This window comes from Psychrilyobacter piezotolerans (assembly GCF_003391055.1).
GTDB lineage: Bacteria > Fusobacteriota > Fusobacteriia > Fusobacteriales > Fusobacteriaceae > Psychrilyobacter > Psychrilyobacter piezotolerans.
Map to the genome: position 1 here is coordinate 1 of NZ_QUAJ01000008.1, position 23,712 is coordinate 23,712.

General features: G+C 35.0%; 21 protein-coding genes and 1 riboswitch. Of the genes, 8 read left to right on the plus strand and 13 right to left on the minus strand.

The features are described from left to right. Window positions 1-122: 122 nt before the first annotated feature. Window positions 123-575 (minus strand): META domain-containing protein, encoded by a 453-nt coding sequence (locus DYH56_RS05830; RefSeq protein ID WP_114641930.1) that lies wholly within the window; start codon window positions 573-575, stop codon window positions 123-125. A 191-nt stretch (window positions 576-766) separates the two neighbouring features. On the opposite strand from DYH56_RS05830, the gene htpX reads away from it, so the two are divergent. The 8 genes from htpX to DYH56_RS15945 all read left to right on the plus strand — a co-directional run bounded on the left by htpX (window position 767) and on the right by DYH56_RS15945 (window position 8,349). Then, the gene (htpX, locus tag DYH56_RS05835) at window positions 767-1,600 is read left to right on the plus strand and encodes a zinc metalloprotease HtpX (protein ID WP_114641931.1); all 834 of its coding nucleotides are present in this window, start codon (window positions 767-769) and stop codon (window positions 1,598-1,600) included. Window positions 1,601-1,769: 169 nt separating this feature from the next. Further along, window positions 1,770-2,663 (plus strand): 23S rRNA (adenine(1618)-N(6))-methyltransferase RlmF, encoded by an 894-nt coding sequence (gene rlmF, locus DYH56_RS05840; RefSeq protein WP_114641932.1) that lies wholly within the window; start codon window positions 1,770-1,772, stop codon window positions 2,661-2,663. Between the two features lie 51 nt (window positions 2,664-2,714). Further along, the gene (locus DYH56_RS05845; protein ID WP_114641933.1) at window positions 2,715-3,578 is read left to right on the plus strand and encodes a sulfurtransferase; all 864 of its coding nucleotides are present in this window, start codon (window positions 2,715-2,717) and stop codon (window positions 3,576-3,578) included. A 335-nt stretch (window positions 3,579-3,913) separates the two neighbouring features. Continuing rightward, a complete protein-coding gene (locus tag DYH56_RS05850) occupies window positions 3,914-4,654 on the plus strand; it encodes a DeoR/GlpR family DNA-binding transcription regulator (protein ID WP_114641934.1) in 741 nt (246 codons plus the stop codon). Next, a complete protein-coding gene (pfkB, locus tag DYH56_RS05855) occupies window positions 4,651-5,574 on the plus strand; it encodes a 1-phosphofructokinase (protein WP_114641935.1) in 924 nt (307 codons plus the stop codon). The genes DYH56_RS05850 and pfkB overlap by 4 nt, the downstream gene beginning before the upstream one ends. Before the next feature lie 9 nt (window positions 5,575-5,583). After that, window positions 5,584-6,393 (plus strand): fructose-specific PTS transporter subunit EIIC, encoded by an 810-nt coding sequence (locus tag DYH56_RS05860; RefSeq protein ID WP_114641936.1) that lies wholly within the window; start codon window positions 5,584-5,586, stop codon window positions 6,391-6,393. 368 nt (window positions 6,394-6,761) lie between these two features. Next, entirely contained in the window at window positions 6,762-7,832 is a 1,071-nt protein-coding gene (locus DYH56_RS05865; protein ID WP_114641937.1) for a sensor domain-containing diguanylate cyclase, read from the plus strand. Between the two features lie 376 nt (window positions 7,833-8,208). After that, entirely contained in the window at window positions 8,209-8,349 is a 141-nt protein-coding gene (locus tag DYH56_RS15945) for a hypothetical protein (protein WP_158539074.1), read from the plus strand. A gap of 256 nt (window positions 8,350-8,605) precedes the next feature. Here DYH56_RS15945 and DYH56_RS05870 read toward each other — a convergent pair whose 3' ends face one another. The 12 genes from DYH56_RS05870 to DYH56_RS05925 all read right to left on the minus strand — a co-directional run bounded on the left by DYH56_RS05870 (window position 8,606) and on the right by DYH56_RS05925 (window position 23,200). After that, window positions 8,606-9,535: a nucleoside recognition domain-containing protein gene (locus DYH56_RS05870; protein WP_114641938.1), complete on the minus strand. Its 930-nt coding sequence runs from the start codon at window positions 9,533-9,535 to the stop codon at window positions 8,606-8,608. Window positions 9,536-9,702: 167 nt separating this feature from the next. Beyond that, window positions 9,703-10,434, minus strand: coding sequence for a pyruvate formate-lyase-activating protein (gene pflA, locus DYH56_RS05875; protein WP_114641939.1), 732 nt, complete (start codon window positions 10,432-10,434; stop codon window positions 9,703-9,705). Window positions 10,435-10,613: 179 nt separating this feature from the next. Then, window positions 10,614-12,845, minus strand: coding sequence for a formate C-acetyltransferase (gene pflB / locus DYH56_RS05880; RefSeq protein ID WP_114641940.1), 2,232 nt, complete (start codon window positions 12,843-12,845; stop codon window positions 10,614-10,616). A 379-nt stretch (window positions 12,846-13,224) separates the two neighbouring features. After that, a complete protein-coding gene (locus DYH56_RS05885; RefSeq protein ID WP_114642032.1) occupies window positions 13,225-14,259 on the minus strand; it encodes a ribonucleotide-diphosphate reductase subunit beta in 1,035 nt (344 codons plus the stop codon). Then, window positions 14,252-16,504, minus strand: coding sequence for a ribonucleoside-diphosphate reductase subunit alpha (locus tag DYH56_RS05890; protein ID WP_114641941.1), 2,253 nt, complete (start codon window positions 16,502-16,504; stop codon window positions 14,252-14,254). The genes DYH56_RS05885 and DYH56_RS05890 overlap by 8 nt, the downstream gene beginning before the upstream one ends. A gap of 1 nt (window position 16,505) precedes the next feature. Beyond that, on the minus strand, window positions 16,506-16,712 hold the full coding sequence (locus DYH56_RS05895; protein ID WP_114641942.1) for a thioredoxin domain-containing protein: 207 nt from the start codon (window positions 16,710-16,712) through the stop codon (window positions 16,506-16,508). A 136-nt stretch (window positions 16,713-16,848) separates the two neighbouring features. Then, on the minus strand, window positions 16,849-17,409 hold the full coding sequence (locus tag DYH56_RS05900; protein ID WP_114641943.1) for a nucleotidyltransferase family protein: 561 nt from the start codon (window positions 17,407-17,409) through the stop codon (window positions 16,849-16,851). Continuing rightward, the gene (gene yqeC / locus DYH56_RS05905; protein ID WP_114641944.1) at window positions 17,406-18,089 is read right to left on the minus strand and encodes a selenium cofactor biosynthesis protein YqeC; all 684 of its coding nucleotides are present in this window, start codon (window positions 18,087-18,089) and stop codon (window positions 17,406-17,408) included. The genes DYH56_RS05900 and yqeC overlap by 4 nt, the downstream gene beginning before the upstream one ends. 41 nt (window positions 18,090-18,130) lie before the next feature. Next, window positions 18,131-20,428, minus strand: a complete 2,298-nt coding sequence (locus tag DYH56_RS05910; RefSeq protein WP_114641945.1) for a xanthine dehydrogenase family protein molybdopterin-binding subunit — start codon at window positions 20,426-20,428, stop codon at window positions 18,131-18,133. Continuing rightward, window positions 20,428-20,877, minus strand: a complete 450-nt coding sequence (locus DYH56_RS05915) for a (2Fe-2S)-binding protein (RefSeq protein WP_114641946.1) — start codon at window positions 20,875-20,877, stop codon at window positions 20,428-20,430. The genes DYH56_RS05910 and DYH56_RS05915 overlap by 1 nt, the downstream gene beginning before the upstream one ends. A 104-nt stretch (window positions 20,878-20,981) precedes the next feature. After that, window positions 20,982-21,761, minus strand: a complete 780-nt coding sequence (locus DYH56_RS05920) for an FAD binding domain-containing protein (protein ID WP_114641947.1) — start codon at window positions 21,759-21,761, stop codon at window positions 20,982-20,984. 104 nt (window positions 21,762-21,865) lie between these two features. After that, window positions 21,866-23,200 carry a uracil-xanthine permease family protein gene (locus tag DYH56_RS05925; protein ID WP_114641948.1) on the minus strand — a complete coding sequence of 445 codons (1,335 nt, stop codon included), beginning with the start codon at window positions 23,198-23,200 and terminating at the stop codon, window positions 21,866-21,868. 138 nt (window positions 23,201-23,338) lie between these two features. Next, window positions 23,339-23,436: riboswitch (purine riboswitch) on the minus strand. Window positions 23,437-23,712: the final 276 nt, after the last annotated feature.

Sequence of the window (23,712 nt, forward strand, 5' to 3'; positions counted from 1 at the left end):
AAAAAAAGCTTTTAGGTTGTCGTTGGTAAGAATATCTTTAAGTGTAATAGTAGTCATAATAGTTATTATACCAAAAAACCCCCAAGATGGGGGCTGGGGGTTGAAGAAGCGTTAGCTTTTTTTTATTTATTTTCTTCAGTTAAAACTAATATTAGTTTCCCATCACTGAAAAGTTTTAATTCTTCTCCTACAATCTCATAGGATGTAACTTTTTGTAAAAGTGCAGTAAATGCATATTCCTGCTGCATGGCATCTTCAGGCCCCATCATTAAAGTAGTTCCAATTCTGCCCATACTGAGTTCACTGTTATTTAATGTGTAGCTTCCGAAGTACCTGTTCACACTCCCGTTACCGTAAAACTTTCCCCCCTCAAACTTCAGATCAGCTTTTGAAGTCTCTGTTACATCTTTTAATTGATCATCTGAAAGATATTTAGATAACTTCCAGGTGGTCCCTGCGAATTCTTTTTGAATAGTTTCTATCCTCACTGAATCTGATCTTGTTTCCATAGGCTCATTGGCAGAACATGAGATAATAAACCCTGACAACGCTAATATTAACAATACTTTTTTCATATATACAGACCTCCTAATAGATAAACACTCTTTTCATTTTAAAGATTAATTTTTATTAATAAACCAAAGTGTATACATATATATACCATAAATTATAAATTATTTCTAGTTATATCTAAAGTTTTACTATTTTATGGGTTTAGGTTATAATATACTGCAAACAATTATTGAATTAGATAAAGGAGGAGTTTATGAACACAATCAAAACATTTTTATTGATGATCTCTATGACATTGATCTTATTATTTATCGGAGGAGCTATCGGGGGGCGTAATGGTGCTATGTTTGCTCTGATATTTTCTTTTGGAATAAACATAATAAGCTATTGGAATAGTGATAAAATCGTACTTAGGATGTATAAAGCCCAGGAGGTAGAAAAGAACTCTGAAGTGTACTCTATAGTAAGGGAATTAGCTGAAAGAGCTGATCTTCCTATGCCGAAAGTATATATGATCAACCAGTCTCAGCCCAATGCATTTGCAACAGGTAGAAATTCAAAACATGCAGCAGTGGCAGTGACTCGTGGAATCACAGAAATTTTAGACAGAAATGAACTAAAGGGTGTTTTAGCTCATGAATTAGGTCATGTTCATAATAAGGATATATTAATTGGAACAATTGCAGCATCCTTTGCTGGAGCCATTGCATATCTTGCTACCATGGCTAGATGGGCTGCTATATTCGGTGGAAGAGACGATGAAGATAAAAATCCGATAGCTCTGATTGGGATAGCTATATTTGCCCCAATGGCAGCAATGCTGGTTCAGATGGCAATTTCACGTACCCGTGAATATAAAGCCGACAGTTACGGAGGAAAATTAGCAGGAAATCCGCTGTATCTGGCCAATGCACTGAAAAAATTAGAGATGTGGAGTACCAGAACACCTATGGACGCCAAGCCGGCAACTGCACATATGTTTATAGTAAATCCATTGAAGGGACAGAATATGGCAAAATTATTCAGTACCCATCCATCTACAGAGGATAGGATAGCAAAATTAGAAGAACAGGCCAGACAGAGGTAAATACTTTTAAGTCAGTTTAGAAAATTATGTAGTTTTATCTTTATTAAGAACGTCTTTCCAGGGCGTTCTTTTTATTGCCTCTTTATCCTAATCATGTTACAATTTAATCCAATAGAAAAATCAAAAGACCGGTCACGAAGAATATTAATAGTTATATAGGAGAAATAAATTGAATAATAAAAAACAAAAAGGATTTCATTTGAGGAACCCCCATTCAGGAAGGTACGATTTTAAATCCCTTATAGAAGATTCTAAAGAATTAAAAAAATATATAAAAAATAATCCAAGTGGAGATAATACCATTGATTTTGGAGATGAAAAGGCAGTTTTAGAATTAAATAGAGCTCTGTTAAAATCTTATTATGAAATTAAACATTGGGGCGTTCCGGAAGGGTTTTTATGCCCTCCTATTCCGGGAAGAGCGGACTATATCCATCATATTTCAGACCTGGTGCTTAAATCTAAAAAGGACATTAAGGTTTTAGATATTGGAACAGGTGCAAACTGTATCTATCCCATTATTGGAAACAGGTCTTACGGGTGGAAATTTATAGCTTCAGATATCGACCCTGTTTCTGTGGAAAATGCAAAGGAAATAATCCAAAAAAATCATTTAGGAGACAGCATAGTTATTAAGCTCCAAACCGATAAAAATAACTTTTTTAAAGGGATCATAGATGAAGAGTATGTGGATATAACTATGTGTAACCCGCCATTTCATGCCTCTTTAAAAGAAGCCCTATCTGCCAATAAACAAAAAAGAGATAACTTAAATAAAACCAGATCCTCCAATTTAAGTGAAAAGTTAAACTTTGGAGGTCAAAAAGCAGAACTCTGGTGCAAGGGGGGAGAAATTCTATTTTTGAAAAAAATGGCCAGGGAAAGTCTTCTGTTTTCAAAAAAAGTGGGGTACTTTACTTCCCTTATATCCAAGGGGGAAAATGTAAAGCCTATGGAAAAGATCTTAAAAAAATTAGGTGCATGGGATATCAGAGTTATAGAGATGGTTCACGGGAATAAAATATCCAGAATTGTTGCCTGGACCTTTGATTCGAAAAAATAAATGATATAAGTTATAGAAACAGTAGATAAAAAATATACAGGGGGATTTAAAATGAAAAAAAAATTAATACTGGGAATATTTCTTTTAATGGGAATATTATCTTTTGGCGATACTTTTGTATCTACAGAATGGTTGTCTCAAAATAAGAATAATATCAAGATTATAGATGCCAGAGGAAAAGCTTATAAGTTAGGACATATCCCGGGAGCTATTGAAGTAAACTGGAAATCTCTGTCCAATATGGATGCTGAATTTGGATCTGAAAAATGGGGAACGGTATTAGAAATTGATGATTTATCAAAAAAGTTAAATGAATTAGGAATAAAGTCAACAGATGAAATTGTAGTTTATAGTAAAACACGTGGTGCCTGGGGAGAAGATGGCCGTGTATACTGGACTCTGCAAATGGCAGGATTTAAAAATCTTCATATATTAGATGGTGGAATAGAAAAATGGAAAAGTGAAAATAGAAAGACTACAATCTCTAAAACAAAATATCCTGAAGTAACTAATTCTATAGTTAGATGGGATAACAGTAGAAATATAACAACCGATCAATTAATTCAGGAATTTAACGACTTAGTTATAATAGATACCAGAGAAGAAGATGAATATTTGGGAGCTACTAAGTTTGGCGAAGCTAGAGGCGGACACATAAAAGGAGCTGTCAATATTCCATTTAATTTGTTTTTGGAAAAAGATGGGACTCTAAAGGATTCTAAAGCCATAGAAAAAATACTGAAATCAAAGGGAATTGAAGATAAAGATACTGCGAAGATAGTAACTTACTGTACAGCTGGAATAAGATCTGCTCATATGCAGGTTGTTTTAGAAAAATTAGGTTATAATGCAAGAAATTATGATCCTTCATTTTATAGATGGGCAGCTATAAAGACATTAAAATTAGAAAAATAAAAAAGCAATGTAAAAGTTAAATATTATTAAAGAAGCTTGTTTCTTATATTTTATAAGATCAAACCTCTTTTTTTTTTACATTTTTTATGAGTTGATTTGTTTTGGCAGAGTGTTATTTTATTTATTTATTCTATAAAACATAATCATTGATTTTATTGACTTTAGTTAGGTTTAATCCCTATATAATATAAAGGATAGGAAATCGATATTCGCGTTATTTTATTGAGAGATTAAATGATTATCTTATACATACTTTGAACGTTTTTGATTTTTTTTGAAAGAAAATGATTGATTTATATTTGGAAGTATCATATAATGGTTGTAGGTGATGTGAAATGATACAAATAAAACGAGAAGAGATAATAAAGTCAATATTAGAAATCAAAAAAACAGTAACACTGAAAGAATTAACAGAAAAATTGAAAACTTCTGAATCAACTATTAGAAGAGATTTAGCAAGGATGGAGGAAAACGGGATCCTGACAAGGGTTCATGGAGGAGCTCGTATATCCAATATCTCCTATGAAGAGGATTTAGTTTCCAAAATCAGTCAAAATAATGAGGCTAAAGAGGATATAGCCTTTCATGCTTCCACCTATATAAAGGAAAATGACTGTGTATTTTTAGATGCTGGGACAACTACAGAATACCTTATAAAACATATGAGGTCAAAAGATGTTACTGTAGTAACCAACGGGATCCATCATATAAAGGAACTGTCTAAATACAAGATAAAAAGTTATTTTACAGGGGGAGCGTTAAAACATAAAACAGGTGCATTGATTGGAAAAGATGCACTGAAGACTATCGAAAGCTATAACTATGATATATCATTTATAGGTTCAAATTCCATAGATATAAAAGCCGGACTGACAACTCCAGATCCAGATGAGGCCCTTATAAAAGAAAGGGTTATTCAAAATTCTAAAGTTTCATATATATTAGCAGATCATACTAAATTTAATAAAATATCATTTTCAAAATTTGCAGATTTGAAAGATGTAAGGATAATTACAGATACCATTATAGACGAAAGATATCACAACATAAAAACAATTGAGGAGGTCATAAAATGATCTATACATTAACATTAAACCCATCTATAGACTACATAATAAATATTGAAAAATTTGTTCCAGGTGGAATAAACCTCACAAAGTCAGAATATAAATTACCAGGGGGAAAGGGAATAAATGTAAGCCAGGTCCTAAGTAACCTGCATACTCCTAATACAACACTAGGATTTATAGGGGGATTTACAGGAGAATTCATAAAAAAATCTCTGGATAAAAAAAATATAAATCATGATTTTATAGAAGTCCGGGGCGACACCAGGATAAATATAAAGATGAAAGATAGCAGCAGTGAGAGCGAAATAAATGGGAATTCACCTGAGATATCAGAAGCGGCATTAAAAAACTTAAAAGAAAAATTAGGATTGTTGATATCTGGAGATACCTTAGTTCTTTCTGGCAGTGTACCAAAATCTATAAGTCCAGCTGTCTATAAAAATATCATGACCGATCTTCCTGAAGGTGTAAAAGTCATATTAGATACCAAAGGTGAGGCCCTCCTAGAAGGAATAAAGGGTAGACCATATATGATAAAACCTAATAACCACGAGTTAGGAGATATCTTTCATGTAAAGTTGGAATCTCTAGAAGATACGATCATTTACGGGAAAAAATTACTTGATTTAGGAGCTCAAAACATCATTGTTTCCATGGCTGGAGACGGTGCACTTCTTATCACTCCTGCTGCTTCATATGTAGCCCGTGCTCCAAAAGGTAAATTAGTAAATTCTGTAGGTGCAGGTGATTCCTTAGTAGCCGGCTTTACCTGTGGTGTTTATAAGGGCCTGGATATTGTAAAAGCATTTAAATTAGGTATTGCATGTGGGAGTGCATCAGCATTTTCAGAGAATTTATGTACCGAAATAGAAGTAGATAGATTATTAAAGGAGGTGAAAATAGAACAAATTATAGATCAGCCATAAAAATTAGAGATGGATAGGTTCGATGGGAAACCTGTACTTATTGTTCCTGTAAAAGACGGGATCAAGAAACCGGAAGATCTGATTAATAATGCTCCTAACTCTCCTATATATAGAGCAGATCAGAATAAAAAATCTAATAATAGCAAAACTCATAAAAGAAGCGGATTTTATAAACATCTGATGAATGGGGTATCGAATATGCTGCCATTCGTTGTAGGAGGAGGGATATTAATAGCTGTTTCATTTATGTTTGGAATAAAAGCCTTTGATCCTGCAGACCCACAATTTAATAAATTCGCAAAATTTCTTATGGATGTAGGTGGAGGTGGAGCATTTGCACTGATGGTTCCGATCTTAGCAGGTTTTATCGGAATGAGTATTGCTGATAGACCTGGATTCATGCCTGCCATGGTTGGTGGAATGATGGCTAATTCCAATGGAGGAGGTTTCTTAGGTGGACTCTTAGCCGGTTTTATTGGTGGTTATGTGGTAAATCTTATAAAAAAATCAACTTCTAATATGCCAGAATCTATGGAAGGTCTAAAACCGATATTAATCTTCCCTGTATTAGGATTATTTATCACAGAGGGAGCTATACCATTTGCTGCAGCAGATCCATTAAAGATCATTCCTGCATGTATAATCGGTTCTGCCCTTGCTGGAGGATTAGCTATGTATTTTGGAACAGAATTACCTGCTCCTCATGGTGGATTATTCGTTATCCCTATCATAACTCATCCAATGATGTATCTGTTTTCAGTAGTTACAGGTTCCCTTGCAACAGCAGGTATAATAGGAACCCTAAAAAAAGAAATATAAAAAAGTGTCGAGAATTAGTATTTACTAATTCTCGACTTTTCTCTTACTATTATTTGATCTTTCATAAAAAGAATAGAGAACCACCTATATATGAAGATGTTCCTTTTCAAAAAAAATATTGATTGTATAAATGCTTTGAAATTTAATTGATTATAATATATACTATATTCACAGGAAATATAATATAGGGGGACTAGAGGATGAGGAAAAAGAAAAAAATCAGAATAAATAGTAATTCAGCAGTGAGAAAAGGAGGATTTCTAAAATTCATATTTTTTCCTTTATTTATATTTCTAGTTTATATGTATTTTTTTAATTAAAATGATACTCTTTTGGAGTTTTATGGTTACAAAGAAAGGATTTATATTATGAGTTTAAAGAAAAAAATGGTAAACAACGGGCCTCATACAGAAGAGGCCTGCAAATTAATGAGGGAAAAAAATATACTTTATTTTATAAGGGAGATAACAAAAGCTCTGCTCTCGACCAGTTCAATAGAAGAGATGTCAAAGATGGTTTACACTTTCTTAAAAGACAGCTATGGGGAATGCACCATCGGATTAGCAGTTAATTATCCTAAAGAAAAAAAAATCTCCGATTGTTTTTTCTTTGAAGAAGATAAAAGATTAGACTTTGAAGAAATTCTCTATAGCGAAGGAAGTTCCAGTAAATTATTGAAAGCGGTTTTAAATAAAAAAGAATATATCTATGAAAAAAAAAGAAAAAAAACCTCAGTTTTTATAGGCCGGATCCCTTCAACATCTTTTTTTGCCCCTTTGATAATAGAAAAAGATGTAATTGGAGCGTTTACTTTTCAAATTTATGAAAGGGATATATTTTCAATAGAGGAAATAGAGGTCTGTAGAGAGTTAATCCCCTTTATGACCATTGCTCTCAATAACTCCCTTCAAAATAAAAAAATTTTACTGGCAAATAAAATTTTGGAAAAATATTCTAAATACGATGACCTCACTGGAATCTATAACAGAAGATTCTTTTATGAATCCTTTGATAAGATCTATAGAAGATCTATTTTAGAAGATGAAAAAGTATTTCTCTTTCTCATGGATTTAAATAACTTTAAGGGGGTAAATGATAATTTTGGTCATTTTGTAGGAGATGAAGTTCTAATAGAGGTGGCTGAAGTACTAAAAAAACTATTTTTTAACAGGGGAGAAGTTGGAAGGTATGGAGGAGATGAGTTTCTCTGTGGAATAGCTAAAGTTTCTAAAAAAACAGTGATTGAATTAGCTGAAAAAATTATAGATAAGATAGATAACCTGGATATACATTACAATAATTCCGGAGGGAAAGTCGGTATCAGTATCGGGATCTTAGAATTAAACTCAAAAAAAGACTTAAGAGATTACTTTTTACAATTAGATGAAAACCTGTATAAAGCAAAGAATTCAACTACAAAAAAAATTTTTATCTCTTAAGTTTAATGATAGCAAGGAAAGGCACTTAGAAAAATTCTAAGTGCCTTTTATAATTTCACTCTAAATTCCAATCTTAGATGCCGCTTTATCGTTTTAACTGAGTTAATAAAATTAATTTCATTTTTATGTATATATAACATATATGAATTTTTGTTATCTGTTAAGTATAGGATATTAGGAAGAATTTTTAAAACAAACATTTGTTTTTTTAAATTTAAAATACTATTTTTATAATACTTTATACATATTTGATAGTAATAAACTATCAATAAAACTCATAATTACCAATATATCAATTTAATATATATATTTTTAATATAGTGAAATAACTGGTACTCTAATTGTATAAATAAAATTTTAATAGGAGGAAATACAAATGGCAAGAATTAAAAGAGCGGGAATAAATTTTTTAAAATTTTTCAAGGGGGAGGAGATCTTACCAGCGGAATTTAAAGGAGATCATGAGTTAGAAAACTTTGATAAGATACAAAACACAGAATTTTATATCAACTTCTAAGAAAAGCAACGTGACGTTGCATCCAGATAGGCATAATCCAGGGTTTTATAAGCCTTTATTTATTCCATAAATTTTTATCGCAAAATTCTATGTTTACGAAGTAAACTACTATCTCAAGATTCTTAGATTATGTAATAATTTCTAGAAATCTTGGTGATGCCACTTGCTGGTAGTATTTTGGTGACACCCTTGCGGGTATAATTTCTTAGATAATAAAAAAGATCGCAGATTAGTTTGAATCTGGGATCTTTTTTTATTATTTTTCTAATTCCGCTTCTACTTCTTTTATCTCATCTTTCGGCATTATCTTATTAAATATTAACGTAAATATTACCGCAAAAAATATTCTTCCCCAGAATATACCTATCATCTTAGCTCCCAAAGGGATCATTAGAAGGGTATCCTCTATAAGAGCATGGCACAGACTCATAAATACAGCCACTAGAAATAAATCTCTCCTGTTATAATTACCTTCTCTTGTTTCTTTTATGATAAGTCCGCTGCCATAACTGATTCCCATAGTAAGACCAACTATACATGTCAGCGACAGTCCTGGATCAATACCCAGAAAAGACATTACTGGAGAGAACTTATCATTTATCCAGTCTATGACTCCTATTTTTTTTAACCCCTCCATCAAAGTTAAAAGAATAAATATAATAACGAATATTGTTATATATTTTTTTAATTCTCCCAATATCCAGCTTGTAATTCCTGAATTTGATTCCTTCAGTGTAAATCTGAAGACTGCTGTTTCCTGGTAGATATTAAAAAATTTAAATAAAAAATTTAAACATCCTCCCGATATTACAGCACACAATACCCTTATACTTAAAATTTTCCAAGGTTTTGCTCCTGTTTCCGATATAACCTTAAGCTCTACCGGGAGGGAGTGAGCAAATAAAATTATACTGGCCACGATAGTTATCTCTGCCACTGTGAATACATTGTTTTGTACCATGGTAAATAATACTAATATTCCACCGTATATGTTAGTTATCATGGCTGTTGCCCATACAATCCCCATCTCTCCACTGAGTCCCATTATTTTCATTAATGGAGACAAAGTTTTAGAAAGGATATCTATTATTCCAAAATTACTTCCGACCTTTACTAAAATACTTATAGGCAGCATTATTTTCAGAAGCTTTAAACTTATCCTTACACTTTCTTTTAATAATTTCATTTTTTCTTCTCCTCCATGATTAATTTCTTCTATTTAATATCATTATAAAACAAATAGGGAAAAATGTGAAATTAAATCAAGACAGAGGAAGTTCTGTAATAAAAAAGATCGCAGATTCAAATTAATCTGGGATCTTTTTTATTATATTTAATTTAGAGAGGGTATTTCTACCCTACATTTAATCCCTTATCTCTAAATATTTGTCTGGCAGCCTTCATATCTCCTGCAGTAGGTTCTTTAACATCTTTCAACTGATACTCAAGGTTCATCTCTTCCCACTTATGTGTTCCAAGCTGGTGAAATGGCAGTAACTCAATTTTTTCTACATTTTTTAATTTAGAAACATAGTCAGCTAATTTTTCCAAGTTTTCCTTCTTATCTGTTATTCCAGGGACAACAACATGTCTTATCCACACAGGTTTTCCTATACTATCCAGATATTCAGCAAACTTTAGAGTATTCTCTAGCTCTACCCCTGTCAGTTCCTTATATGTATCCGGGTTTATACTTTTTATATCTAACAGCACTAAGTCCACATATTCAAGTACTTCCTTTACCCTGTCATTGAATATATAACCGGAAGTATCCACAGCAGTATGGATTCCCTCTTCTTTGGCTCTTTTAAATAAAGCTTCTATATAGTTTATCTGTACAAATGGTTCCCCGCCTGTAACTGTTAATCCGCCGCCATTTCTAAAAAACGGCTTATATTTTTTTATTTCATTTATAGTAAATTCAATGTCTCTTTCGTATTTGGCATCTTTAAGATCCCATGTATCCGGGTTATGACAATATTTACATCTTAGGGGACACCCTTGTGTAAATACAATAAATCTGATACCAGGCCCGTCTACGGTCCCGCAACTTTCAAATGAATGTAGTTTTCCTGTTAATTTCATCTCTTTCATCTCCTTCACTTTACCCTCTCTCCAAGGGAGAAAATTTATATAATTTTATTCTTTATTCTGACAACAGGTTGTTCTCTTACAACAAAGAAGAGAGGTATTATTATTATTATAACATAAAAGTGGCAGTTAAAATTAATTAACTACCACTTTTTTCAAACTATAACTTTTTATTACATAGTTGAGTTAATAGTTCTTCTTATAACATCTAATTGTTGTTCCTTAGTTAATCTAACAAAGTTAACTGCATATCCAGATACTCTGATAGTTAATTGAGGATATAATTCAGGTCTTTCCATAGCGTCTTCTAATAATGATCTATCGAATACGTTAACGTTTAAATGCTGTCCGCCAGTTGGAGAGAAATATCCATCCATTAATGAGATTAGGTTGTTTCTTCTGATAGAATCATCTTTTCCTAAAGCTCCTGGAGTTATAGCAAATGTGTAAGAGATACCGTCATTTGCATGTTCAAATGGTAACTTTGCAACAGATGACATAGCAGCAATTGCTCCTCTTCTGTCTCTACCGTGCATAGGGTTAGCTCCTGGACCAAATGGTTCTCCAGCTCTTCTACCGTCTGGTGTATTACCTGTCTTCTTTCCGTATACTACGTTTGAAGTGATAGTTAATAATGATTGAGTAGGTCTAGCCCCTCTGTACATGTGGTGAGTTCTGATCTTGTTCATGAAGTTTTTAGTGATCATGATAGCCAATTCATCAGTTTCGTCATCGTTGTTTCCGAATGGAGTGTAATCTCCTTCGATCTCATAGTCAACTGCTAATCCTTCTTCATTTCTGATTACTTTTACCTTAGCATTTTTGATAGCTGCTAACGAGTCAGCAACGATTGAGATTCCTGCAATTCCATGAGCTTGTGTTCTGTCTATTTCTAAATCATGTAATGACATTTGGAATGCTTCGTAAGCATACTTGTCATGCATGTAATGAATTATGTTTAATGCTTTTCCATATACTTTAGATAACCATTCCATACTTTGGTCAAACTTTTCCATAACTTCGTCGAAGTCTAAGTATTCAGATGTGATAGGAGCAAATTGAGGACCTACTTGTACCCCGCTCTTCTCGTCTTTTCCACCATTGATAGCATATAATAATGCTTTTGGTAAGTTTACTCTGGCACCGAAGAATTGCATTCCTTTACCTATTTTCATAGGAGATACACAACAAGCGATTCCATAGTCATCACCAAATTGGTTTCTCATAAGATCATCATTTTCATATTGTAATGATGATGTATCCATTGATACCTTAGCACAGAATTCCTTGAAGTTTTCTGGTAAGCTAGGTGACCATAATACTGTTAAGTTTGGCTCAGGTGCTGCACCTAAGTTATATAAAGTGTTTAATGTTCTGAATGAAGTTCTAGTTACTAAAGTTCTTCCGTCTACACCCATTCCACCAATTGATTCTGTGATCCATGTAGGATCTCCTGAGAATAATTCATTGTATGCTGGTGGTCTTAAGAATCTTACAATTCTTAACTTCATAACGAATTGGTCGATATACTCTTGAGCCTCTTCTTCAGTGATGATTCCTTCAGCAATATCTTTTTCAATATATATATCTAAGAAAGTAGATACTCTTCCTAATGACATAGCAGCTCCATCTTGGTGCTTAGTAGCAGCAAGGTATGCGAAATATGTCCATTGGATAGCTTCCTTTGCATTTGTAGCCGGCTTAGATACATCGAATCCGTATGCATTACACATCTTGATTAAAGCTTTTAAAGATGCAATTTGTTGTGCAACTTCTTCTCTGCTTCTGATGATATCTTCAGTCATCTCATTTGTATTTAAAGATTCCTTTTGAGCAATCTTATCTTCTATTAATCTGTCTACACCATAAAGAGCTACTCTTCTGTAATCTCCTATGATTCTTCCTCTTCCGTATGCATCTGGTAAACCAGTGATGATTCCAGATCTTCTAGCTGCTTTGATGTCATCTGTATAAGCTGAGAATACTCCATCATTATGAGTTATTCTATTGTTTTTGAAGAATTCAGCTGTTACTGGATCCATTTCGTACCCGTAAGATTCTAATGCGTTTTGAACAGTTCTTAATCCGCCTTTAGGGAACATTGCTCTCTTTAATGGTGCATCAGTTTGTAACCCTACAATACTTTCTAAGTCTTTCTCTATATATCCTGCTCCATATGCTGCTACATCTGAAGGCATTTTAGTCTCTGCGTCGTAGACACCTTTTTCTATTTCTACTTTAAACATTTCTGTTAATTTATCCCATAATTTTTTAGAGTTATCAGTAGCACCTGCTAAAAATTCATCTCCACCTTCATATGGTGTATAGTTACTTTGTATAAAATCTCTTACATTGATCTCTTCTTTCCAAAGATCTCCTTTGAAGTTATTTAAATAATTGCTCATTTTATTCCTCCTAATTCTAAAATAGTCTTACTATGTGAAAAGTATAACAGTTTGAATAAAAAAAGTCAATAGTTTTTATTCATTATAATTTAACTTTTTTCATCATTATTAAGTTTGAGTTAACATCAACCTTTTACTTTGACTTACAAATTTCTCCATATTGTAACTTATAACCCGTTAAATTACAAACTTTATTTACTTTTTCACTTGTTTTTTATCGAAATCGTCGACTTATATATTTATACCGGATAAAAGGTTCGTTTTCCGAATATATTGTATCGCTTTTTTGGTGCTTGTGAAAAAAATATTTGTGATTTAAGGTTGAAAACAAAATATTAAATACTCATTTTTTAGCATTAAAGATTAAAAAGTATTAATTTTAGAGTTCATCCCATCCCTCTATGGAGGAACTCATATTGTACGAAGTTACATTTCCTTCAAAGAAATTAGCTTTTACATTTCCCTCCCCCTCAGTATCTGCTAATTTTTCCAGATGTTTGTAGGGATTTTTCTCATAGTCCCTATAAAGTTTGTTCAGTCCAAGACTCCGGAGCCTTTCATTGGCCAGCCATTTAGTATAATCTTCAATGGTTTTTTCTGTGACTCCTAATATTTTCTTACCTATAATATGTTTACTCCACCTTATCTCCTGTTCCACAGCCACTTGAAACATCCCATAGATCTCCTCCTCACTGAAGTAATCTATATTTTCTTGTCTGATCTCATTTATCATATTTTGAAATAAGGCTACATGGGATAATTCGTCCCTGTTGATTAATTTTATAATATCAGAGGTTCCCATCATCTTATTCCTGCTGGCAAGCAGATAGAAGAAATTAAACCCATTATAGAAGTACAGGGATTCCAATAAGAAGTTGGCTACCAGTACCCTGGCAAAATTTTTATTGCTGGGAGTATCTATGAAATCCTGGTAGATCTTTGCTATATACTGATTTCTTTCAAACAACACCTCATCATCTCTCCACTTATCATATATAAGGTTTCTCTTTTCCCTGGGAAGGATACTCTCTATTATATATTGATAGGACTGGGAATGGATAGCTTCCTGATATGTCTGGATAGCTAAAATAAGATTTACCTCTGGAGCAGTAATGTAGTTTGAAATATTCGGTATATTGTTAGTTTGAATACTGTCCAGAAATACTAAAAATGACAATATCCCGTCATATGCATCTTTCTCCTCATCTACTAAACTGACATAATCATTTTTATCCTGGGTCAGATCTGTTTTTTCAGGGATCCAAAAATTTCCCATCATGGTCCTGTACAGGTTGTTTGCCCATTGATATTTAACATTGTTCAGGTTAAATATATTCGTTGTATCTCCCCCTATGATTTTTCTCTTATCCAAGCTGTCTGTCCCACAGGGGTTAAATATTTTTTTTCTATCCACTACAGCTTTCACACTCCTCTTTTTCCCTTACTATATTACTGTTTTTCTGAATAGTTCTGGTATAGTATATGGACTTACACTGGGTCTTCCACGCAGTCATTATAGTGTCGTATATATCTTTAGCCTTTATATCCTTATTCAGGTCATACAGTAATTCCATCGATACACCCTGGGTGATCCATCTGGAGATCTTACTCATCACGTGAACATATTCTTTGGGATCTATTTTTTTAGCTTCACTGTAAAACCAGGATCTGTCATTTAGATGTTTCACTACCCGGGGAACTGCACCTTTTTGATTTTTTTCAATAAAAAACCTGGAAAATACCGGGTTCACAGAAGCAGTAGCACCCATCAAGAGCGATGTAGACGTATTGGGAGCCACTGCTGTAAGTTCACCATTTCTAATCCCATAGGCAGCTACCATCTCAAATACCTCTGCCCATTCATTGGCTATCTCTGAGTTATCTATATAGTATTGTTTTTCCTTTCCAAAGAAAATACCTCTATCCCAGCTAGACCCGGAAAACAACTTATACTGTCCCCTCTCCCTGGCTAAAAGAGCACTTCCTTTGAGGGTATAGAGGGCAATCTTTTCAAATAATTTATCGACCTCTTCTGCCGACTCCTCATACATAAGATATCTGTAAGCCAGATAATCAGAGAGACCCATGGCTCCTACACCGACAGTTCTATACAGTTCATTGTGCCTGTCCGATTCCCTCAGGGGCGATTTTGTAAGCTCGATTGTATTGTCCAGGAGCCTTACAGCCAGAATACTGATCTCCTCCAACTCAATGTCTTCTATCTCTGCCAGGTTTAAAGAGAGTAAGTTGCAGGTATGTACTTCTCCCAGTGTATTTTTAGATATTCCTATATTATCTTCTCTCGTTGCGGTAAATTTTTTCGTAGGAGAGAAATTAGAAAAACTTTCCATACACAGGTTTCCATTACCTATCATCCCCCTATGGGGATTGTGATTCAGTCTGTTGGCCGTGTCTTTAAAAAATATATATGGCATACCTGTCTCGATCTGTGTCTTCATAATCTCCTTCAGGAGTTCACGGGCACTTATTTTTTTTACTATCTGCAGGCTTTCATCCTTTTCAAGGGTTCTATATATATCTTCGAATTCATCTCCATATAGTTCACACAGTTCAACATCATATTTTTTCCTTACCTCATAGGGATCAAACAGGGTCCAGTTTTGGTTTTCTTCCACCCTTTTCATGAACAGATCCGATACCACTACCTGGGGATATACATCATACGACTTCCCTCTCTGATCTCCATTCTCACTCTGGAGCTCTAAAAATTGTTCCATATCTATATGCCAGGTATCAAGGGCTACAGTCACAGCCCCTGCTCTCCTGCCCTGCTGGTTTACAGCCACTGCGGTGTCATTTATTATCTTTATCCACGGGATTACTCCTCCGCTGGCATTTAAATATCCATTAACGACCGATCCCTTCCCCCTGATTCTGGAAAGATTTACTCCTACTCCCCCGCCGTTTTTGCTTATTTTTGCTACGGAATCCACATTATAGAATATAGATTCTATATTATCATCTACAGCACTTATAAAGCAGGAAGCTAGATTTCCATTTGGAACCCTGAGGTTGGCCAAAATTGGTGTTGCCAGGGATATCTTTTTTTGTGACAAGACATCATAGAACTTCTTTACCTTTTCCACTCTGTCTTTTTTTTCATTGAGGGAGAGCATCATAGAGACAGCCATGAATACCTCTTGGGGCAGTTCCCATACTTCTCCCCTGTATTTTGTTAGATATCTGTTTACAAACATATTGGCTCCAGCATAGTCATAGTTCATATCCCTGTCCGGGACCATGTGTTTATTTAACTCATTAATTTCTTTTTCTGTGTAGTCTAATAACCTGTTGTCATATAGATCATTTTTGCATAGATCGGTTATGGTCTTATAAAAATCATTATATGCATATCCCCTGCCATGATATACTTCCCTTTCAATCTCCATCATCAGGAGTCTGCCCCCGACATTTGTCCAATGGCTGGATTCAAAGTTTGTCATAGATACAGTCAGGTTGATGAGAGATTCCTGGATCCTTTTAGTTGTGATATTTTCCTGGTAGATAGTATCTATATGGCTTTCTAATTCCACCATATTTATATCCAGCCCCTCACAGCCTTTAATCAGTTTTTCTCTGATCTTATCTACATCTATAGGTTCCCTTACCCCATCCCTATTGATGACCATCCTATTCATATTATTTTACCTCTTTTAAAAAACTATCCATGGTAAAGAATTTATTGTTGTATTCAATTATCGGGGCTGACATTATCTTAGCCTTACTGGCCACAATCCTCAACTCTTTAATATCCTCTATATATTCAAACTCTGCACCATCATTTATTAACTTAGACTTTAATTCCTCACACTGTCTGCAATTTTCTTTTCCGTATATTTTTATCATTTCAAATACCTCCTGTTGTGATTATGTCTTTTTTATATACTAGATATAGTACACTATAAGTTTTACCATAGTTTTGTACAAATTACAATTATAAAATGGTTATAAAAACATCTTTAAAAAACAAGGCAGGAAACTCCTACCTTATTTTTTCATATTCTTCCACGGTATCTATATCTAAAAAATCATTTCCACCAGAAAAATCTAAATATTTTACACTGTTTAAATTTTTATTTATTATTTCTTTACCGCCTGTATCACCATCTAATTTCAGGAGTTCTTCCCTGTAAACTCTGCCAAATATCACAGGACTCTTTCGCTTCCCTGAGAGCCTGGGAACCGCTATACATCCATCCTCAGAAATATCCATTATTTTTTTTATAACCTCTCCCCTGAGAAAGGGCTGGTCCCCGGTAAAAAACATAAAATTAGAATCTGCATCTGTATTTTTTACTCCTAATTTTATACTTTCACTGATTCCATTTTGAGGGGTCATATTTATAACAGATATATAACCATATGATTCAGCCAATTTATCTACCTCATCATACTGGGTAACCACTATAACTTTGTGAAAGTTTATCCGAGACAACTGACGGAAAAGATGTTCAACCATGGGAATATTGTCTTTTAACAGCAGGAGTTTATTTTTACCCATCCGTGAACTATACCCAGAGGCAAGGACTATAGCTGTAATCATAAGATCCCCCCTGCTATTATTTCCCCATGAAATTTTTTCTCATATAGTTTAATTTTTATCTCTTCTATAATTTTTAAATTTTCCATCAAATCTACCTTACTGAAAAATATAATCTTTTTACCCTTTGAATTTTTAAAGATCCCATCTTTTTTTATAATAATTTCAACACAGTCATCTATGGTCAGGATATCTCCTTCTTTTTTACCTGTTAATCTGCAAAATAATTCTACCCTGTGGACAATCTCTTCATCTATTGGTTTCCCTATCTGGGTGAGATCTATTACACCTATGGTTATAGTGGTATTACCACAGATAACCGGCTCGTTTTCACTCCACCCCTTAAGGGGCTTCATCCGGGAACCGTCTGCTTCTATAAAGGTATAGTCAAAATATTTTGTCAGACCTTCTAAATCTGCCATAGGCAGACTGGATAGTTTACCTTTATATTTAGGAGCCACCACATAAAGACTATTTTTAAGCGTAAAAGATTCTGTATCTAAAAAATTTATATCATGATAAAGATAATCATAATTTAGAGGTGTAAATATTTTGGTAGTTGTAGTCATAAGTACAGAGTTGTCTGCACTATATTTATTGGATAGATAATTTAAAAGGGTGGTCTTCCCCCCTGCTCCTAATATGGATACCACATCTCCTTTTTTCAAATTTAAATCTATCATATCTAACCTCTCTCGGCTGTCGCCACTTTATATTTTACCTTTTAAAATTCTGCATTCACTATCCCCATAAGTACTTTTTCCGGAGTGATAGGTAATGTCCTTATCCTTACCCCTGTAGCATTTGCTACTGCATCTGCAATGGCAGGAGCAGAAGTGTTTATAACTACCTCTCCTATGGATTTAGCACCAAATGGGCCTGTAGGTTCAAAACTAGGTTTGAATTCTACCCTTATGTCTCCCACATCGCATCTGGATGGTATCTTATACTGCATAAATGTATCGGAGATCATCTTCCCTTTTGCGTCATACTTTATATCTTCAAACAATGCCAGCCCTATCCCCTGGGCTACTCCTCCCTCAACCTGGATTCTTGCCAGATTTGGATTTATCACTGTACCACAGTCAACTACAGCTACATAGTCTACCATTTCCACCTTACCGGTTTCCAAATCTACTTCGACTTCAGCAAACCCGGCTATAAATGGCGGTGGAGAAGTGTATCCCCCCCAGGTACCGGTAGTCATAATCTGATTCTGACCTTTATATGACACCAGTTTATATGCTATCTCATCCAAAGAGATCTCTTTTCCGTCTTTTAATAACAGTGATTCCCCGTTAAATTCGATGTCTTCCTCTGGTACATTTAAGATCTTAGAGGCCCCCTCAACTATCTTTTCCACCATGAGATTAGCGGCCTTTATAACTGCATTCCCTGTAACATAGGTTCCGCTGGATGCATAGGCACCCGGATCATATGGATTTACATCTGTATCTGTACTATTTACTATTATCTTAGATACAGGTACACCTAATATCTCTGCTGCCATCTGGGCTACTACTGTGTCACATCCCTGCCCCATATCACTGACTCCTACTAATAACGTGTAGAACCCGTCATCATTTAATTTTAATGTGGCAGATGCCGTATCTATTCCATGGATTCCAGATCCCTGCATAGTTACAGCCATCCCGATACCCCTGGCTTTTGTAGGTGATATCTTCTGCATAGGATATTTTTTATCCCATCCGATCATCTCCTTCCCCCGGGTAATGCACTCATCTAAAGTACTGCTGGCCAGCTCGATAGACTTCTCTCCCACAAAACTGTTCAGAGTAGGATTTATCTCTCCCTGCTTTACCAAATTTTTCTCCCGTATCAGGCTGGGATCCATATCCAGTTTTTTAGCCAATTCATTTACCGCTGATTCCAATGCAAAGGTACCCTGTGTGGCACCGTATCCCCTGAAAGCTCCTGCTGTAGTCATATTGGTATAAACTACCTCCCCGTAAAACCTACGGGCCTTGGCTCTGTACATAGGCAGGGTTTTTTGTCCTACAACACTGAATACAGTCCATGCATGTTCCCCGTAAGCGCCTGTATTGGACAGCCCGTGGATGTCTACGGCATTTATAATTCCATCTTTTGTAGCTCCTAATCTTACAGTCAATTTCATCTCGTGTCTGGTAGTGGTGCAGGTATGGGTTTCCTTTCTGTTATATGCTAACTTTGCAGGTTTCCCGGTTACTTTGGTTATAAGTGCAGGATAGATCTCCATTGGAGCAGTTTGTTTACCGCCAAATCCCCCTCCTACACGGGGTTTTATAACTTTTATCTTACTTCTGGGGATATCTAATATCTTGGATACATGTCTCCTCACATGAAATGGTATCTGGGTAGAACTGATGATATTCATCCTGTCCTGGAAGTCCATATAGGTAACTGCTATATAATTTTCCATCATCCCGTGGATCTGTGACTGTGTATGATAGCTGTGTTCTATCACTACATCTGAATTTGCCAGTTCTTCCTCTACATCTCCTTCCACAAGGAGATCCTGGGCAGCTATATTTCTCATATGTTCATTCCCGTAGTTAAAGCTTGTATATGGTTTTTCAGTATGTATTATAGTTTTATGATCTATGGCTTTTTCAAAATCTAAGATTGGTTCTAATATTTCATAGTCTACCTTTATCAGTTTCATGGCCTTTAATACAGATTCCTCATCTTTTCCTGCAACTATCGCTACCTCATCTCCTACATATCTTACAAACTCCCCCAATATTCTCCTGTCATGGGGAGACGGTTCGGGAAAAGACTGTCCTGCTAAAGTGAACCTTTTATCAGTTACATCTTTATAGGTCAATATACACTCTATCCCCTCGATCTTAGAAGCTATAGTTGTATCTATATTTTTTATCCTGGCAAAAGCATGGGGACTACGAAGTAATTTTACAGTGAGATAGTTATGTCCTAATGCTATATCTTCAGTATATGAGGATGCTCCCTTAATAAGCCCCATCCCATCTATCTTTTTTATTCCTTCACCAACATAGTTCATTATTTTACCTCCATATATTTTTTAACTGCTCTAAGCTGTCCCATATACCCGGTACATCTGCAGAGATTTCCAGTTAAATAATGCTTTATCTCATCTATTGTAGGAGATTCCAGTTCCCTCTTCATGGCTATTACAGTAAGGGTAAACCCGGGAGAACAATACCCGCATTGATCTGCTCCCTCACCGGTTAAAACTTCGGCAAACTTTGCTACTTCCACACTTTCTCCCTCTAAGGTAGTAATATCTTTTCCAATTCCCCTCACAGCCAGCGTTGAACAGGAAAGGGTAGGTTTACCATCCAGTAATACTGTGCACAGCCCGCAGGAACCGGTTTCACACCCCTTTCTAACATTTAGAAATCCCAGTTTTTTTAGAGCTGACTGCAGATATTCGCCCTCTTTTATCGTTACCTCTTTATTAATCCCGTTTATTTTTAATTTAATTTCCATTAAAATTCATCTCCTTTTTTTGATACAGATCACACTTATTTTAGAATCTAAGTCTTCACCGATAAAAATCCTTTAACTTAGAGTTTTCAAATCTTACTCTTTCTTTATTTACTTTCTAGCTCCTCGAGACATCTTCTGATCAAAACTTTTGCTATCATCTCTCTGTATTCTCCGCTGGCTCTCATATTCTTTCCAAACTTCATCTCATTTACCACGGCTTCGATCTTTTCATCGATTTTATTATTCACTTCCTCATTACTAATTGTTTTTACCACTGCTCTTCCGGGTCTGGCTCCTACAGCTACCCTGTATTCCCCGTCCAGGTCAGATACAGCACAGTTTAAGACAGCATAGTCGCTCTTTGAATTTCTCATAGTTTTAAAAGCTGCCCTTTTCCCATCCTTTTTAATTATAATCCTTACCAGGATGTCTCTGGGGATCTTTTCCTCAGCCAGATATTCATCCAAGGATATTATTCCACCCTTATATAATTCTACCTGGGTATTAAGTGACAGCAGCGCCGTTATAAAGTCTGAAAACCCATATTTAGAAGCTACTGTAGCTCCTGCTGTAATGACAGATCTTAACTGGATACCCACTATCTCCTCCACTGATTTTGCTATGATGCCGTCAAAATTTTCTCTCAACAGTTTATTTGTTTCAACACTCCTGAAAGTCGTCATAGGGCCTATCTCTATATTGTTTTCGTCTTCCCTGATATAATCCAGGTCCAGATCGGACAGATCTATTCCAATATTGATGTTTTTATTTCCCAGTTTCAAAAACCCTGTCCCTCCTAAGATCACGTTATTTCTATTTTTAACTAAAGTTTCATATCCTTCCTCTATGGACTGGGCCATTAAATGCTGTTTTATTGTAAACATAGTTTCCTCCTGTAATGATATTTTATTAGTTATTCCTATTAATTAAATTATTTCCTTTAAAAAAACCCACCCTTTCTCTATACGAAAAAAGGCAGGTAGATATATTAAGCTTGATTTAATTTACTTTCTCTAACAGTTTCTTTCTGCTTTATCTCTTTAGGCAGGATCACATTTAATATAACTGCTATTCCCGCTGATACAACTATTCCAGATCCTCCAAAGATTAATTTAAATGATTCAGGCAAATAAGTTAATGCTTCTGGAACACTTCCCATTCCAAACCCTACTCCCAAGGCCACAGCTACTATAACTGCATTCCTGCCTACTAATTTTTCTTTTGTGATCAGGTTTATCCCACTGATAGCTATCATTGCAAACAACATAACCAAACTTCCACCTATAACACTGGCAGGTATTACAGATATTAACGCTCCTATTTTCGGAATAAATGCTCCCACTATCAGGAACATAGCCCCTGTTCCTACAACAAATCTACTCATAACTCCTGTCATGGCTACTATTCCTGTATTCTGACTGAATGAAGTAGTAGGTAAGATACTGAAAGAAGCTGCTATAACTCCTCCAAAACCATCGGCTAAAATTCCTCCGGATAACTCCTTGTCTGTTACTTCCCTGTTGGCTCCACCCATTGTTACTCCTGACATGTCTCCTACCGTTTCCACAGCTGACACTACATACATGAGCATCATTGCTAATATAGCATCCAGATGAAATTCCAGTCCATATGTAAATGGTCTAGGTACTACAAAGTAACTGGCCTGGCTTACAGCTCCGAAATCGATCTTCCCCATAAATCCTGCTATTATTATTCCTGCTGCTGTTCCAACTGCTATTGCTGCTGTTCTCCAAATACCCTTTGCAAACTGGTTAAAGATAATAACAACTATAAGTACTATCCCGCCTAATAGCAAATTTGACAGTGATCCAAAATCTTTTGCTCCAAATCCACCAGCTAAGTTTTTTATCCCAACCGGTAATAGTGACAACCCTATAGATAAAACTACCACACCTGTTACGATTGGCGGGAAAAACTTTCTTACTTTTCTCATGAATAATCCGATAAATGCTTCGAATAATCCCCCTACCAGGGCTGCCCCTAACACACCTTCAAATCCATATTTCAATCCGATTGAGATAGCTACAGGTACAAATGCAAAACTTGTCCCCACAACAACCGGTAATCTGGCTCCAATAGGCCCTATTCTGTATGCCTGAATCAATGTATTTACTCCCGATACAAACATAGTACACTGGATTAAAAATGTCAATTTATCACTTGGAATTCCTATAACTCCTCCAACTATTAATATCGGTGCCAGGTTGCTCACAAACATAGCTAATATATGCTGTAATCCTAATGGTATAGCTTCCTTAAGTACTGGTACTCCATCTAAATCATATGGTGATCTATTTTTCATTTTTTTCCTCCTAAAGTCTTTATATAACTCTAATTGTGATTCGAGTAAACAAAAAATGCCTACTCCTCCCAACAAGTGAGAAAAATAGGCATTTAGGTTAAAAGACTCCCCTTAATGTATTAAGATAGGGTCCACCATATACTTAATTTTTTCACTCATAGTAGGTCGTTTACGGTGACCTGTAGAGACGCTCCTCCTTATTAGGAGCATATACGAGTTAATTTATGTGGTTATAATACGATATTTATACGACAATGTCAAGATAATAATAAAAAAGCAATTAAATTCATTAAAATTTAATTGCCTTCTTGGATGTAACGTCACACTCCTTTTTTTATTATTTAAACATAAGTAGAACAATGGCTCCTACTAAGGTTGTAGAAGGGACTTCACAAAACCATAATAAATATACTTGAAATATAAATCTTTTTTAGGTTGATTTTATATCCTTATAAAAGATTTTAATTAATATTGTGGGGGTTCAAGTGTAGAAGTATGACCAACGCTTATCT